Origin of the sequence: Hymenobacter qilianensis (assembly GCF_014489555.1) — a bacterium.
GTDB classification, from domain to species: Bacteria; Bacteroidota; Bacteroidia; order Cytophagales; family Hymenobacteraceae; genus Hymenobacter; species Hymenobacter qilianensis.
In genome coordinates, this window is the sequence record NZ_CP060784.1 from 3,794,634 (window position 1) to 3,808,476 (window position 13,843).

Genomic DNA, 13,843 nt, shown 5'->3' on the forward strand with positions numbered 1-13,843 from the left:
TTTTATCTAGCTAAGAATTTCAAATTATAGCTGAGCGCTACACCACCACCGAAACCCGAATCTTGCGGCCTTTCACCTTAGCGCCCGTTACGCGCTGCGCAACATCCTGCGCAAACTGGCGCGGGACGGCCACGTAGCTGTAGTGGTCGAATACCTCAATGTGGCCTACCGCTTCGCGCTCCAAGCCGCCGTGGGCCACAAAGGTGCCTACCAAGTCGTGGGCACTGACCTTGTCCTTACGGCCGGCAGATACGTGCAGAGTCACGTTTTCGGGGCGGGGCGCTTTGGGCGCGGCGGGCGGCAAAGCCGGCGCGTGCATGGTTTTCCACTTGATACTTTCGGACACGGGCCACTTTTGCACGTGGTTTTGCTCGTGGGGCGTGGCCAGAATGTGAGCCGTACCGACGGCGCCAGCGCGCGCCGTACGACCGGCGCGGTGCTGGAACGAGTCGGCCTTGTCGGGGGCGTCGTATTGGATAACGGTGTCGAGGGCCGTTACGTCGAGGCCGCGCGCGGCTACATCGGTGGCAACCAGGGCCTGAGCCGAGCCATTGCGCAGCTTCATAAGGGCTTTGTCGCGCTCGGGCTGGGGCATTTTGCCGTGCAATACTTCGGCGGCCACGCCACGGCCTACAAGGAAGCGGGAAAGCTCGACGCACCGGTCGCGGGTGTTGCAAAAAATGAGGGCGCGGCCGGTTTCTGGCTGATGCAGCAGGTGGAGCAGGGCGGCGGGCTTTTTCTCAATAGGGCCTACCTGGCCCAGCAACGTCAGGTTTTCGGGCAGCTCATCCGTATCCTCGCCGGCGTTTACCACGCGCGGCCGGGTCAGGTTGGCCCGAATCAGATTCAACACCTTATCCGACATCGTAGCCGAAAACAGCATGGTCTGGCGACGACGGGGCAGGCGCTTGATTATTTCGACCAGCTCATCCTGAAAACCTAGCTCTAGCAGCTTATCAGCTTCATCCAGAATCAGGGTTTTGAGCTGATTGGGAATAATGGTGCGCCGCTCCAGGTGGTCGAGCAGACGGCCCGGCGTGGCCACTACCACGTGGGGCGTCTGCTTCAACGATGCAGTTTCCTCGCGCATGGCGTGACCACCGTAAAAGGCTGTTACGCGCAGGTTGGGAATATATTTGCCTAGTTTTTTAAGCGCGTCGCGCACCTGCAGAGCCAGCTCGCGAGCGGGCACCAGCACCAGAATCTGCATGGTGTCCTGGGTGACATCAATGTGCTGGAGTACGGAGAGTCCGTAGGCGGCCGTTTTGCCCGAGCCGGTGGGCGCCTGGCCCGCTACATCCTGACCGGCCAGGGCCATCGGAATTACTTCCGTCTGTACGGGCGTAGGAGCGGTAAAATTCAGCTCTTCCAGGGCTTGGAGCAGCGAGGGCGCAAGGCCGAGGTCGGAAAAAGAAGTCATAGAAAGCACAAAAGGATACCACAAAGGTAGGCAGCCCGGCGGCAGCAGCCGCAACCCTTTGTGCGGTACCCCGTACCTGCGCTCCGTACCTTTGCACCGGCAGATACATATTCTGCTAACAAAAAAGCCCCCAGGCGCTTTTACGGTCTGCTGAACAGATGCAGCGAGCCTGGATTTACCCGCGCAGCGTGAAGAATGAAGTTGTGATTACTCAAAACAGAACCCAGCACCCAACCGCCGTATTACTCCCAGCTCAGGCCCCGTTCACAAGCGGACTCGTGTGGCTGATGGCCATTACCTGCGGCTTGGTGGTGGCCAATATTTACTACAACCAACCGCTGCTGGTCGAGATTGGCCGCACGTTTCAGGTATCTGATAGCCGGGTGAGCTGGGTTGCTACCATCACGCAGGTGGGCTACACACTGGGACTGCTATTTGCCGTGCCATTGGGCGATAAAGTAGAGCGTAAAGGACTGATTCTGTTACTGCTGCTGTGCGCGGCAGCTTGTTTGGCCGGGGCTGCGTTGGCGCCATCCTTCGTGGTGCTGGTGGCTGCCAGCCTTTTAATTGGCATCTTTTCCGCCGTGCCTCAGCTATTGGTGCCCATGGCCGCCTCTCTGGCCACCGACGCTGAACGGGGCAAGGTGGTCGGTAAAGTGATGAGCGGTTTACTAATCGGAATTCTGCTCTCGCGCACCCTGAGCGGCTACGTGGGAGCGCATTTTGGTTGGCGCACTATGTTTGGCGGCGGCGCTCTAATGATGCTGGTGCTTGTGGCTGTTCTGGCGCTGAGCCTGCCCCGCAACCAACCATCGTTCAAAGGCACCTACGCCAGCCTCATGAAATCTTTGCTGACGCTGACCCGCGATTTGCCGACGCTGCGCCGCTCTTCGCTAGTCGGTGCATGCATGTTTGGCGGGCTTACCGTTTTCTGGACTACACTAGTGTTTTTCCTGGAGGGCGCCCCTTATTTTTATAAAAGCGACGTGGTCGGCTTTTTCGGCGTAATTGGCGCTTGTGGAGCTCTGGCCGCACCTTTAGCGGGCAAATTAGCTGATAAGCGCGGCTCAGACTACGCTTTGAGTATGGGTATTCTGCTGGCGCTGGGGGCTTACCTGTTGCTGGGGGTAAGCGGGGTTTACTTGGTAGGTCTGATTCTCGGAGTTATCATTCTGGATGTGGGCCAGCAGGTGACACACATCTCTAATCAGTCGCGGATTTTCTCTTTGATACCCGAAGCCCGGAGCCGACTGAATACGGTGTACATGACCAGTTCTTTTATTGGCGGGTCATTGGGGTCGCTGGCCGGTGGGTTTGCGTGGGCGCATTGGCAGTGGCCGGGCGTGTGTGCCACGGGCCTGCTTTTCGTAGTAGCGGCATTTCTGATTAACCGATTTTATGGCCGCGCCAATGGCTAGGGGGCTTTTTTAGCCTTTAATCCGCCGTACGCCGTCCTCGGTGATGTCGACTAACCGGTAGCGAACCGCCGACTTCTTGGGCCGAATATCTATGCCGGCATAATGAGCATACACCTTCGTGAAGCAGGCGCCGAAGTAGAAGATCATGGCCGAGTAAAACACGAACAGCAGCACGAGCACAATGCTGGAGGCGGGACCATAAATTGGGCCTAAGTTGCGCGGTACCAGTAGATAGCCGAGGATAAGCTCACCGATGTCGATGCAGACGGCCGTCAGAATTGCCCCCCGAAGCACGGCCCGCCAGGGTACATACGCGCTGCTCAGGTTGCGAAACGTGACGGCAAACCAAGTGGACAAGATCAGCAGCGACGTCGCCAGGCTCAGGCCCTGAAACAGGTAGTAGCCAAAGGTGGCGTCGAAGTCGCGGGTGTAGTCGGCTAAGAAGGCCAGCACGGCATCGGTCAGGAAGGCCAGCAGCGTAAGCAGGGCCGTGGCCAGCAGTACGCCCAGCGAGCGCGCCCGCTCGTGCAGCACTTTGTGAAACTGACCCTCCGTGCGCTGGGGTCGAACCTTCCAAAGCTGGTTTAGCGAATGCTGAATAACGACGAAGAGCGTAGTGGCAATAAAAACCAGAAAGGCTGACCCCAACCACGTCATCAGGCGGCTGCGCTCGATATTGCTTACGTTTTGCAGAATTTGCTCTACCAAGCCCGCCGCCGGATAGCCCAGCAGATTAGAGATTTTTTGCAAGAGCAGCCCGCGCACCGTGGAGGCCGAATAAATGCCTCCCAGCACCTGAATGAGGATAATGAGGATGGGCGGGAGGGCAAACGTGGCAAAGAAAGCAGTAGCCGCGCCCAAACGCAACGGGTCGTTGGCGCCCAGTTCGCGGGCGGCACGCCGGAGCAGAACAAAAAAATCAGTCCAGACTTTGCGCCGGGGCTGACCCGGCTCGCGTACTTTTGTCATGTGCCTCATCTGGTCACTGTGCGGCTACACTATTTACGCGCTTTGCGGCGCCCATTGAGAATGCTAGCGATTCAGATAGTAAAAAAACTCGCCTGCGCTGGCTCCGGCTTTGAAGATGAAATAAGCGGAAAGAATGCACAAAATAACCTTGGCGGGCTTCTGTTCCAGTAAATGAGCGTAGCTACTGAGGTCTTTCATGATCTGTTGTCGTGATGTATGAGTGAGCAAATAATTCCGCAGACATCACCTCCCGACACGTCCACCACGCCGCCCCGCGCCGGTTGGCTGCGACGCCGGATACTCATGCCGCTGCTGGGCTTGCTACAGCAAGGGCTTTCTCCTACGCAGCTGGCCCTCACGGTAGCTTTGGGAGTGGTGTTCGGGCTGATTCCGGTTCTGGGAGTCACGACGCTGCTCAGCACATTTGCGGCCGTAAGGCTGCGCCTGAACGTAGCGGCATTATTACTCATCAGTCATCTAATGAGCCCATTGCAGCTGCTGTTGCTCATTCCGCTGCTCCAACTCGGAGCCCGCGTGGTGGGCGACGGGACGGATACTGAGCTAACCCTGACGCAGCTGCAGCACCTGCTCAGCACCGACTGGGTGGAAGCGGCCCGTTTGCTTTGGCGCGCTAGTCTGGGGGGCTTTTTGCTGTGGCTGCTGGCGTCCGTAGTATTGGTACCCGGCTTGTTCTACGGGTTGCGGCCCGTGTTCGACCGCGTAGCGCGCCAGAAGGCGAAGTAACCCTTTCGGGCTACTCGCTGCGCTTATAAATGGGCTCGTTCTGGTAGAAATAGTGGCTTAGCGGCTCCTCCGACTCGGGGCTAATAAGCACAATATCAACGAACTGATGGCTGGCATCGAGGTGATGCTGAATGACGGCACCAATTTCCTGTAGGAACGAGGTGTCATCGCCTTCTACCTCAAAGCCAAGCAGCAAACGAGCCGGCTCCGGGCTGTCGGGGAGTTGCAGTTCAGCCAGATAAATAGCCCGAATCAGCGGCTGATCGGCGGCATACGTGCTCAGCGATTCTATCAGAGCCGTGGGCACCTCCGCGGGCTGACCCAGGAGTACCTGCGTGTCAGGCGGAATCTGGTGGGCAGGGGCTTGAAATAGATGACCGGCTAATAAATCCTCTAGCTCGTTGGCCATCAGTAGCTTGCCCAGGCTGGAAAACGGGTTCAGCGCACAGTCAGCGCCTTTCACCATCTGAAACAAATCGAAGCCCGACAACCGCAGGTAAGGCACTTCCTCCTTAACGACGCTGCTATCAAAAATCCGCCCTGGCGACGTGAAGACCGGAATTTTGCCATCGTGCAATACCTGTAGCTGCACTTCCATGTTCTCCGTCACGGGTATTTCGCCCCCTGGCTGGCCTTCCTTGGGTTGGGTAAGCACCAATACATCTTCCTGCAACAGAGCCTGATAGAAACCGGGGCGCGCATCGGGGTCGGCGGCGGCGTGCAGCAGCATTTCTTCGAGGCGGTTCACGGGCTCGAAAGAAGGCATGGGAGGAGGTGGGGGTGGCAATACCGGAGCGGGCGGTGGAGGCGCTACGGGCGAGGTAAAATTGGCCCCCTTATAGCGCGGACCCGTAGCTGGCGCAGCGCTGGCAGGAGCAGGATCGGCGGGTGCCGGGGTTTGAACAGGTTGTTTTTTGGATTTCAGAAAGTCGAACAGACCCATAACACTACAGTAATTTGAGATGGCAAGCTAAGGAGGAAAGCTGAGGATAACCGTGAAAAATAGGGGCAATTACAGGTTTGAAGAATACAGTGGCGGGTATCAAACTTATAAATCAGCAAGTTGAAGTGATGCAGGCTTACACTGCGCCTTGCATCATCTGCCCTAATACCAGCTACTGTCCGTCGCTGCCGGCACAGGCCTGGAGCTTCTCCGACACCTCCCGAATCGTGAACGGTTTGCCTTTATTACCCCATGACGACTGCACAAAGTTCAGCAGATTAGTAATTTCCGAATCGGTTAGGTCTTCGTGGCCGGGCATTACCTGGTTGAAGGTGATACCATTAACGACCATGGGCCCGTTCACCCCGCGGCGCACCAGGCAGGCCAGAAAATTGCGGTTTTCGGCCACGTAGTCGGCGCCGGCCAGGGGCGGGATGAGGCGTTTCAATCCTTGGCCCTCGTCGCCGTGGCAGTGCGCGCAGTGCTGGGCATAAAGGCGCGCGCCGGCATTCTGACGATCAGTGAAGCAGCCGGCAGCCAGGGTTCCGGCCGCCAAAAAGCCCCCCAGCCGCAACAAATCTGCTGCGCGCCACCTCATAGCTTAGCCTGGGAAGCGTTTTCGGCTTCTTCTTTCAGTAATACCGGCAAATCCTCCATCAGGCGGGCGACTTCATCTGGGTTCATGCCATCGTAGAGGCCCCGCACGCGGCGCTTGGAGTCAACGAGGGTGAAAGCGCCGCTGTGCGCAAAGCCTCCGGCTACCTTATCGTCTTTTTCGGCCGGCACGTAATAGGCACGAGCCAGGCTGAAAATAGTATCATGCGGAGCGGTGGCGAAGTGCCAGCGGCTGGCGTTCTGAATACCCAAGCGCTGGGCATAGTCGCGCAGCACGGCTACCGAATCGTGCGCCGGGTCGATGGTGTGGGAAAGGAAAAGCACCCGCGGATCATCCTTGAACTTCTCGTACACGCGCAGCATTTCACTCTGCATTTTGGGGCAGATGCTGGGGCAGGTGGCGAAGAAGAAATCGGCCACGTACACCTTGTTTTTGAAGGTGTCGTTGGTGATGGTGATGCTGTCCTGGTTGGTGAGCGTAAAGCGGGGAATGGTGGCGTAGAGCGTGTCGGCCGGGCCGCCATCAGCACGTGGTACTACCTCACGTTCACCCAGATACGGTAGGCGGTCAGCAGCAGTATCGGGTTGGCTCTGACAGGCGGCGAGCAGGAGCAGGGCACCACTGCCCACTAGAATGCCGGCCCGGCGGGCGCGGGTGAAAAGCAAATTTATCATTTGGTAGACGAATTAGAGGAATTACCTGCCTTCGTACCAAGTACCAGGCGGGCCGAATCGATACTGTTGCGCATCAGGCGACCCACAGAATCGATTTTGTGCTCCTGAGCGGCAAAATAAGCCATTACCTGCTCGTGCGCTACCGTGTCGGCGGGGCGACGGTACTGGTGCATCCAGCCCATCATGGCCGCGTCGGCCCGCAGCAGGGAGCGGCGGCGCCGGCCAGCTTCGGTAGTATCGGGCAGGGTGGCGCGCTGAAGCTGCTGGCGCAGCGTATACAGCTGATCCATCTGGGCCATAAACTCATCGTGCTTGGCCATCACAGCTTTTTCAGCGGCTTCGGCCTGCTGCTCCTCGCTTTGCAGCGACAGGCAGGAGGACAGCAGTAAAGCGCCCAGCAGACAGAAAAACGAGGTTGATCGGAAGAATTTCACGGGGCAAAAGTACGGCGCGAACGCTTGCGCTGCGCCTATTTACCTTACTAACAAGTCAACCTTCAAAAACTCTCCCGACTACCACCAGTTTTGCCCCCCATACGTCCACAGCCACTCTACCGCTTCCCATAGTCCCCAGGCCAGCAGTCCAAAAATGATGATCATACCTACCAGCACCACCGCCAGCAGCCCCTTACCGCTGCCTTGGTATTTGCCCTCGGCATAATGGCGGCGCAGCAGGCGCACGTTGCGGTCGTTGGCTTTATAGGCGAAGTCAAATATGTTGCCCAGCACCGGAATGGCTCCGATAATAGTATCGAGCAAGATGTTGAGCACCATGCGAATAACCAGGCTGCCGCTGGCTCCGTGGCGCATCATTGTCAGCACTAGTGCCCCTGATACGGCCATACTCGTCAGGTTGCCCACCACGGGCAGCAGACTCAAAATAGGATCGAGGCCGAAGCGAAAACGGGTACCGGGCAGGGTAAACTGGCTGTCCATGAGGTGAGCGATGCTCTGCACCCAGCGCAGGCGTTCGTCATTTTCGAAGGTTGGGTCAACCGGTCTGGGGGGCATTTTGGGTTGCATAGGGAGAGGGCTTTGCTCGTTAAACGAAAGAACGGCGCGGGCGGGTGCGTTCGGCAAGTTTAGGTCGTTGGCCAGGTTTGCTGAGGGTGAGAAAACCAAATTTTGTGTTTGCCAAACTCAGCCTCCGTTGCCTTTCTCTGCGTTAAGAATGCAGCTAGTCTTATCAATTTGTACCTAATAACAACGATATGCAAACGCGCACTCTAGGCCGCTCAGGTTTAACTGTTTCAGCCATTGGCTTAGGCTGTATGGGTATGTCCGATTTTTATGGAAAGCGCGATGATGAGCAGAGTACGCGCACTATTCATCGTGCTCTGGAACTGGGCGTTACCTTCTTTGATACGGCCGATATGTATGGGCCGTACACCAATGAAGAGTTGGTGGGCCGGGCCCTACGTGACCGACGCAACCAGGCCGTTATTGCCACCAAATTTGGTATTCAGCGCGACCCGAACGACCCGACTAAACGCGGTATAAATGGTCGCCCCGAGTACGTGCGCCAAGCCTGCGAAGGCAGCCTGCGCCGCCTCGGCACCGACTATATCGACCTGTACTATCAACACCGCGTCGATCCGAGTACGCCCATTGAGGACACGGTGGGTGCTATGAGCCGGTTGGTAGAAGAAGGCAAAGTGCGCCATCTGGGCCTTTCGGAGGCCGCTGCCGAAACGGTGCGGCGCGCCAATGCCGTTCACCCCATTGCGGCCCTGCAGAGCGAATACTCACTCTGGAGTCGTGACCCCGAAGATGGCGTGCTGGCCGCTTGCCGCGAATTAGGCGTCAGCCTAGTGGCCTATAGCCCGTTAGGCCGGGGTTTTCTGACAGGCCAGATTCAGCGCTTCGAGGATCTGGACGCGGATGACTACCGCCGCAACACACCCCGTTTCCAGGGCGAAAACTTTCAGCGCAACCTCGATGTAGTTGCACGCATTAAGGAAATGGCAACGCAGAAAAATTGCACTCCGGGTCAGCTGGCACTCGCGTGGGTACTGGCTCAGGGCAACGACATCGTACCGATTCCGGGCACCAAGCGTATCGAATATTTGGAAGAAAATCTGGGTGCGTTGGAAGTACAGCTATCGGCTGCCGAACTGGCGCAGATAGATGAAATTGCCCCCCAGAGCGCTATTGCTGGGTTGCGCTATCCGGAAGCTATGATGGGAAGTATAAATGGTTGATAAGCGGTATGCTACGGATTGTCAATAAAAGTTTTGGTTGAAGATGGATTGCGCTTGCCTTCCCTCAAATATTTATGCAGCGCCCTTGCCACAAGGTATAGCACATACACCCCGAAAATTTGCAGCAGAAGAGTTAAAAGCTGAGCTAGAAACATTATGTAATATCCGAATTCTAAGAAAAGTGAAGGCATAGCTTATGTGTGTTAGATGAGTAGGATAAATAGAGATATAAAGTTATCTGAAAAATTGGGTCTGAGCTACTTAACTCACCGGCGGCAGCAAATCAATCAGGCCATCTTCGCTGACCACCACGGCTAGCACGGCGTACTGGCTACTTTCCACGTAGCGCAAGGCCGAGTTGTAGCGGGAGCCGCGGGAGGAGTCGCCTTTGGCAGTGGCCAGGCCGTCGAGAATGGCGCCAATGGCATGGCAGATGCCGTGTTGGTCTACGAGCACGGCTCCGTCAATATTCGTAACCAGGCGTAGAATGGCGGGCGTCATCAGGCGGGGCACTACCCGGAAGCACTGACGGGTGAGGCGCTGGGCTTCCTGCGCCGCACCTGCCGAAATCACCAGAATAGTGCCGGTAGATTGGGTGCTGGCTTCCTGGGTGAGCCGCCAGAGATACGAAATACCGGCATCTAGTAGCTCGGGCCACTGCTTGCGCACGGCATGCGCGAAATTATCGGCATCGACGCGGCCCTGGGGCAGGCGGGGAGAATTCGACACCACCTTCATCATAATATGATCGGCGTGGGTCAGCTCCCAGCTGTAGTGCTTGGTGAAGTGCACCATAAATAAAGGCTCATAGCTGGGGTGCGTTTCCTCCACCAGATACCCCAAACCGAAGACATGGGTGGCGTCTGTTATCAGCGCCGTATTGTCTTCGCTCAGCTCCAGAAGCTTCCGAATGGAACGGTGGTCGCGGAGGGTAATGGGCGTTTCAAGGGTCAATACGGGCACAATGGCGGGATGGTGGCGGCGCGCCACAATCATCAGCCCGATACCATCGTCGCCTTCGTGCCGAAGCGCGGCCACGCCGTTACAGGCATCGTAGAGGCCGTGGGTGCCGGCTGCCGCTCGCAGCATAAAGCGCCGACCAGCGGCGCGCAGCATCTCGTTGTAGTCGCGGTCGAGGACGGGGTGGGCGTCGTCGGAATCGGATTCGCGCAGGGCGCGGGCGCAATCCTGCAAAAACTCCTGCACGGCCGCGGCCAGCAAGGAGTTGGCGCGGGCCACAATCTTGTCGGGCAGGGCATAATAGCCGTGATATGCTTCGGACGATAGCTGCAATACCACCAGCACCATATACCCATTAAAGCTGACAGGTAGCGAGCAGAAAGAGACGCGCTTCATCGGCTCGGGGGGCATTTCATTCAACGTCAATTCCGTAGCCTGACGGAGCAACTCGTACCAGCGCTGCTTCTCAAAGCGGTCCTGGTCGGTGGGGTGCAGGTGATACACGACCTCGCGGGGCCCTTCAGCCGATTCCAGCGCAGCGGCGCGCACCTTCACTTCCGTAAACTCGGCGCTGGGGTAGCGGTGGTTGGCGGGCTCAAGTACGACAGCCTGTGGCTCGTCGGGTTCTTTTGCGGAGGCCAGGCCAAGTAAAAAAACTTCGGGCTTTAAATTTCTATCCAGCAGATTAAAAACGCCTTCGGCAAACAGCTGGGCCGAGACGCGAAACAGACTTTGGTGCTCCCACATAGGGCGATTTGGGCGGTCAGGAGAAGGAAAGAGCCAGAAAACATTACGGCGTACGCGAAAATGCCCCCAGGGTGGTATATCAGGGCGGCAACATTCCGGCCAGATTAAGGCAACATCCAGCCGCCCGCATAGTTATAGCCAGTATACCGAGGATTGTTGCGCGTTGGGAAACTCTCGCCAATCGCGTATCTTCACAATACCGCTCATCCCATAGCTGCCACCGCCATGTTTGTTGATTTACTGCTGGGCTTTTTGTGCGCTATGTCGTTTCTGCCCTCACCACCGGGTATTGTGCCCATAGCTATGGACGGTCGTTCTGGCTGTGGTTTGCGTTGGGCTGGGTGTTGCCCATTGTCTCGTTCTTTCTGCTTTTTGCCCTTATCTGCCGCAAGCAGCTGAACCCCGGCGAGTGCCTTCTGGACGAAGCAAAAGCCATTCTGGCCGACGCCGAGCAGAAGGCTATTAATAAGTAGGAAACCGCGTTTCTACGCCAGCCGTTTTGTAACGGCATCGGCTACCCAGGCGCCCGTGCTAAAGCAGCCTTGCAGCAGATAGCCGCCCGTGGGCGCTTCCCAATCCAGCATTTCGCCGGCCACAAAGGTGCCGGGTCGCCGGCGCAGCATCAGGTTTTCATCCAGCTCTTCCCACGCTACGCCGCCCGCCGTGCTGATGGCCTCATCCAGCGGCCGCAGCCCACGCACGGGCAAGGGCAGCTGCTGAAGCAGTCGGGCCAGACTTTCGGGTGAACTGGTAATGGTGTCAGGTGGTGCTACTTCACGCAATAGGGTTGGTACGGGTGGGCCTAAGTGTAAGGTTTGCTGCAAAAAAGCCCCCCACGACTTGCTGCCCCGCGGTTTGCTTAGTTTTTGCACCAGCTGATTATGTGTCAGGTCGGGCTTGAGGTTCAGCCACAGCGTTGCCGGTGTTTCCCGACTGAGCGCCGTGCGTAAGGCCGGCGTGAGGGCGTACACCGGCGTGCCTTCCACCCCGTAGTCGGTTAGCATAAGCTCGCCGCGCATGGTTTGGCCTTCGCAGGTCAGGGCAATGTTTTTGAGCGGAGCGCGGACTACTTTTTCTTTGAAAAAAGCCCCCCAGGCTATCTCGGCGCCACAGTTAGCCGGAGCGAAGGGCGTGCAGCGCACTCCTATTTCGGAGAAGGCTGAAGTCCAGCCGCCATCGGAGCCGGTTTTGGCCCAGCTGGCCCCGCCTAAGGCCAACACCACCGCTGGGGAGCAAATTTCCAGCTCCTCGCCGGTCTGCTCATTGCACACGAGCAAGCCGTTGGGTGAGTCGGGCACGAAGCCCAGCCAGCGGTGCCGCGTTTTGATAACCACGCCCAGTGCGGCCAGGCGTGTCAGCCAGGCACGTAATAGTTGGGCAGGCTTGTAGTCAGCCGTGGGAAATATGCGGCCGCTGCTGCCGACAAAGGTTTCTACGCCCAGATCGGCGGCCCAAGCGCGTAGCTGCTCGGGGCCAAAATGCGTGAGAAACGAAGCAAATGGCTCTTGGTGAGCACCATAGCGCTTGCCAAAGGTGGGCAGCGGCTCGCTGTGCGTTAGGTTGAAGCCGCCGTGTCCGGCCACCAGAAACTTGCGCCCCACGGTAGCTTGTGCCTCATACACCGTCACGCGGTGGCCCGCTTCCGCCAAGTGCTGAGCGGCCAGCAAGCCCGCCGGGCCGCCCCCAATAATGGCGATGCTGGGATGGTCAGACATAAATGCAAAGTGGAAAGTAGCGGCCGGCAAGATACGACACTACCGCGCCGCCGTCTGGGCGGGCTCCGTGCATATTAATCCTGCCGCAATTTATACCCGGTGACTATGCCTCTTGGGTTACATCCAAAATGCAAAACGTTTTAATTTGTCGGCGTTCAGGGTTTAGATATGTTAACTTTCCAGCGCCACCGTATAGAAGGCAGTTCTGTCCACGAATTTTCCCAACATGGGTCCTTATACCATCCTGATTGGCCTGAGCCTGGCCGTTGTCTTATCTTACTTGTTTGATCTCGCGGCAAGGGCCACAAAAGTGCCGTCGGTGCTGATGCTACTCTTCACGGGTATCGCGCTAAAGCAGGCTGCCGACTACGGCGACGTGGGCGTATTGATACCCAAAGTAGTACTGGAGATATTTGGTATCATTGGTCTAATACTCATTGTGTTGGAAGGGGCTCTGGATTTAAAGATTAGTCGCGATAAAGCCCCTTTGATCCAGCGTTCCTTCGCGGCGGCCGCACTAATTCTGGTAGTGCAGGCCCTTATTATTGCCGAGCTGCTTCAGCTTTATCTGGATGTCCCATTTCAGACGTGTTTGATTAATGCCGTACCGCTGGCTGTCATCAGCTCGGCTATAGCCATTCCGAGCGTATCCAATCTGGGCGGGGAGAAGCAGGAGTTTATTGTGTACGAAAGCACTTTTTCGGACATCCTCGGCATCATGCTTTTCAACTTTGCCTTGCAGGACAACTTTGCTCAGGGAATATCCATTCTCACGTTCCTTCGCGATGTGGTATTTGTGTCCATTTTAGCCGTCATAAGTACCGCTGTACTGGCTTTTATGCTGGACCGCATCCGACTACACATCAAGTTCTTCCTGATTTTTGCCTTCCTGGTCCTGATTTATAGCTTGGCCAAAAAGCTGCATTTGTCATCCCTGCTATTGGTTCTGGCCTTCGGACTAGCCGTGAACAACGCAGAATTATTCCTTCGGGGACCACTGCGCCGTTTGCTGCACCCTGAGCGTCTGGCCGAGGAACTGCACCAGTTTAAGAGTATCACGGCCGAGTCGGCGTTCCTTATCCGCACGTTCTTCTTTTTGCTGTTTGGCTACTCCATCACCCTCACCAATCTCATCAGTGTCACGCTCCTATGGCAAGGACTCTTGATTGTAGCGGTGCTCACTGTTATCCGCTTTTTCTACCTGCGCTATATCGCCAAATCGGACCTGATACCTGAGCTGTTTATAGCCCCCAAAGGCCTAATTTCCATTCTGTTATTTTATAGCATCCCCGATAATCATCTTATTGGGCAAGTCAGCGAAAACATCCTCTTTGTCGTAATTCTTCTGACGGGCCTGCTCATGATGGTTGGCCTGATGCTGGCCCGTAAGGAGCCGGAGCTGGGCGAGTATTAAGCCTGCTGCCCTGCAATAGAGTA

At 56.9% G+C, this 13,843-nt stretch carries 15 protein-coding genes; 5 read left to right on the forward strand and 10 right to left on the reverse strand.

The window, feature by feature from the left end:
• Window positions 1–37: 37 nt before the first annotated feature.
• Window positions 38–1,420, reverse strand: a complete 1,383-nt coding sequence (locus tag H9L05_RS17090) for a DEAD/DEAH box helicase (RefSeq protein WP_187731947.1) — start codon at window positions 1,418–1,420, stop codon at window positions 38–40.
• Window positions 1,421–1,608: 188 nt separating this feature from the next.
• Between H9L05_RS17090 and H9L05_RS17095 the strand changes: the two genes are divergently transcribed.
• Entirely contained in the window at window positions 1,609–2,838 is a 1,230-nt protein-coding gene (locus tag H9L05_RS17095) for an MFS transporter (protein WP_223284527.1), read from the forward strand.
• A gap of 9 nt (window positions 2,839–2,847) precedes the next feature.
• On the opposite strand, the gene H9L05_RS17100 is transcribed toward H9L05_RS17095, so the two are convergent.
• Together H9L05_RS17100 and H9L05_RS25230 are read right to left on the reverse strand one after the other, a co-directional pair.
• A complete protein-coding gene (locus H9L05_RS17100; RefSeq protein WP_187731948.1) occupies window positions 2,848–3,807 on the reverse strand; it encodes a YihY/virulence factor BrkB family protein in 960 nt (319 codons plus the stop codon).
• A gap of 63 nt (window positions 3,808–3,870) precedes the next feature.
• Complete coding sequence (locus H9L05_RS25230) at window positions 3,871–4,005, reverse strand: hypothetical protein (protein WP_262892563.1); 135 nt, start codon at window positions 4,003–4,005, stop codon at window positions 3,871–3,873.
• An 18-nt stretch (window positions 4,006–4,023) separates the two neighbouring features.
• Here H9L05_RS25230 and H9L05_RS17105 point away from each other — a divergent pair, with 18 nt between their 5' ends.
• Window positions 4,024–4,551, forward strand: coding sequence for a DUF2062 domain-containing protein (locus tag H9L05_RS17105; RefSeq protein WP_187731949.1), 528 nt, complete (start codon window positions 4,024–4,026; stop codon window positions 4,549–4,551).
• A gap of 10 nt (window positions 4,552–4,561) precedes the next feature.
• Here the strand turns inward: H9L05_RS17105 and H9L05_RS17110 are convergent, their stop codons facing one another.
• The 5 genes from H9L05_RS17110 to H9L05_RS17130 form a co-directional block, all read right to left on the reverse strand.
• Window positions 4,562–5,494, reverse strand: a complete 933-nt coding sequence (locus tag H9L05_RS17110; protein WP_187731950.1) for an enhanced serine sensitivity protein SseB C-terminal domain-containing protein — start codon at window positions 5,492–5,494, stop codon at window positions 4,562–4,564.
• A 172-nt stretch (window positions 5,495–5,666) separates the two neighbouring features.
• A complete protein-coding gene (locus tag H9L05_RS17115; protein ID WP_187731951.1) occupies window positions 5,667–6,092 on the reverse strand; it encodes a c-type cytochrome in 426 nt (141 codons plus the stop codon).
• A complete protein-coding gene (locus tag H9L05_RS17120; protein WP_187731952.1) occupies window positions 6,089–6,784 on the reverse strand; it encodes an SCO family protein in 696 nt (231 codons plus the stop codon). The genes H9L05_RS17115 and H9L05_RS17120 overlap by 4 nt, the downstream gene beginning before the upstream one ends.
• Window positions 6,781–7,218 (reverse strand): hypothetical protein, encoded by a 438-nt coding sequence (locus H9L05_RS17125; RefSeq protein WP_187731953.1) that lies wholly within the window; start codon window positions 7,216–7,218, stop codon window positions 6,781–6,783. Before H9L05_RS17125 ends, H9L05_RS17120 begins: the two co-directional genes overlap by 4 nt.
• 78 nt (window positions 7,219–7,296) lie before the next feature.
• On the reverse strand, window positions 7,297–7,806 hold the full coding sequence (locus tag H9L05_RS17130) for a DUF4112 domain-containing protein (protein ID WP_223284528.1): 510 nt from the start codon (window positions 7,804–7,806) through the stop codon (window positions 7,297–7,299).
• Between the two features lie 188 nt (window positions 7,807–7,994).
• On the opposite strand from H9L05_RS17130, the gene H9L05_RS17135 reads away from it, so the two are divergent.
• Window positions 7,995–8,984 (forward strand): aldo/keto reductase, encoded by a 990-nt coding sequence (locus H9L05_RS17135; protein WP_187731954.1) that lies wholly within the window; start codon window positions 7,995–7,997, stop codon window positions 8,982–8,984.
• Between the two features lie 261 nt (window positions 8,985–9,245).
• Here H9L05_RS17135 and H9L05_RS17140 read toward each other — a convergent pair whose 3' ends face one another.
• Window positions 9,246–10,691: a diadenylate cyclase gene (locus tag H9L05_RS17140; RefSeq protein ID WP_187731955.1), complete on the reverse strand. Its 1,446-nt coding sequence runs from the start codon at window positions 10,689–10,691 to the stop codon at window positions 9,246–9,248.
• A 254-nt stretch (window positions 10,692–10,945) separates the two neighbouring features.
• Here H9L05_RS17140 and H9L05_RS17145 point away from each other — a divergent pair, with 254 nt between their 5' ends.
• The gene (locus tag H9L05_RS17145) at window positions 10,946–11,164 is read left to right on the forward strand and encodes a hypothetical protein (protein ID WP_187731956.1); all 219 of its coding nucleotides are present in this window, start codon (window positions 10,946–10,948) and stop codon (window positions 11,162–11,164) included.
• A gap of 12 nt (window positions 11,165–11,176) precedes the next feature.
• On the opposite strand, the gene H9L05_RS17150 is transcribed toward H9L05_RS17145, so the two are convergent.
• Window positions 11,177–12,406: a BaiN/RdsA family NAD(P)/FAD-dependent oxidoreductase gene (locus H9L05_RS17150; RefSeq protein WP_187731957.1), complete on the reverse strand. Its 1,230-nt coding sequence runs from the start codon at window positions 12,404–12,406 to the stop codon at window positions 11,177–11,179.
• A 226-nt stretch (window positions 12,407–12,632) separates the two neighbouring features.
• On the opposite strand from H9L05_RS17150, the gene H9L05_RS17155 reads away from it, so the two are divergent.
• The gene (locus H9L05_RS17155; protein ID WP_187731958.1) at window positions 12,633–13,820 is read left to right on the forward strand and encodes a cation:proton antiporter domain-containing protein; all 1,188 of its coding nucleotides are present in this window, start codon (window positions 12,633–12,635) and stop codon (window positions 13,818–13,820) included.
• Window positions 13,821–13,843: the final 23 nt, after the last annotated feature.

Bases quoted from the DNA above. Each gene is read 5' to 3' on its own strand.
- H9L05_RS17090 (WP_187731947.1), bottom strand. From the start codon at position 1,420: ATGACTTCTTTTTCCGACCTCGGCCTTGCGCCCTCGCTGCTCCAAGCC.
- H9L05_RS17100 (WP_187731948.1), bottom strand. From the start codon at position 3,807: ATGACAAAAGTACGCGAGCCGGGTCAGCCCCGGCGCAAAGTCTGGACT.
- H9L05_RS25230 (WP_262892563.1), bottom strand. From the start codon at position 4,005: ATGAAAGACCTCAGTAGCTACGCTCATTTACTGGAACAGAAGCCCGCC.
- H9L05_RS17105 (WP_187731949.1), top strand. From the start codon at position 4,024: ATGAGTGAGCAAATAATTCCGCAGACATCACCTCCCGACACGTCCACC.
- H9L05_RS17110 (WP_187731950.1), bottom strand. From the start codon at position 5,494: ATGGGTCTGTTCGACTTTCTGAAATCCAAAAAACAACCTGTTCAAACC.
- H9L05_RS17115 (WP_187731951.1), bottom strand. From the start codon at position 6,092: ATGAGGTGGCGCGCAGCAGATTTGTTGCGGCTGGGGGGCTTTTTGGCG.
- H9L05_RS17120 (WP_187731952.1), bottom strand. From the start codon at position 6,784: ATGATAAATTTGCTTTTCACCCGCGCCCGCCGGGCCGGCATTCTAGTG.
- H9L05_RS17130 (WP_223284528.1), bottom strand. From the start codon at position 7,806: ATGCAACCCAAAATGCCCCCCAGACCGGTTGACCCAACCTTCGAAAAT.
- H9L05_RS17135 (WP_187731954.1), top strand. From the start codon at position 7,995: ATGCAAACGCGCACTCTAGGCCGCTCAGGTTTAACTGTTTCAGCCATT.
- H9L05_RS17140 (WP_187731955.1), bottom strand. From the start codon at position 10,691: ATGTGGGAGCACCAAAGTCTGTTTCGCGTCTCGGCCCAGCTGTTTGCC.
- H9L05_RS17150 (WP_187731957.1), bottom strand. From the start codon at position 12,406: ATGTCTGACCATCCCAGCATCGCCATTATTGGGGGCGGCCCGGCGGGC.
- H9L05_RS17155 (WP_187731958.1), top strand. From the start codon at position 12,633: ATGGGTCCTTATACCATCCTGATTGGCCTGAGCCTGGCCGTTGTCTTA.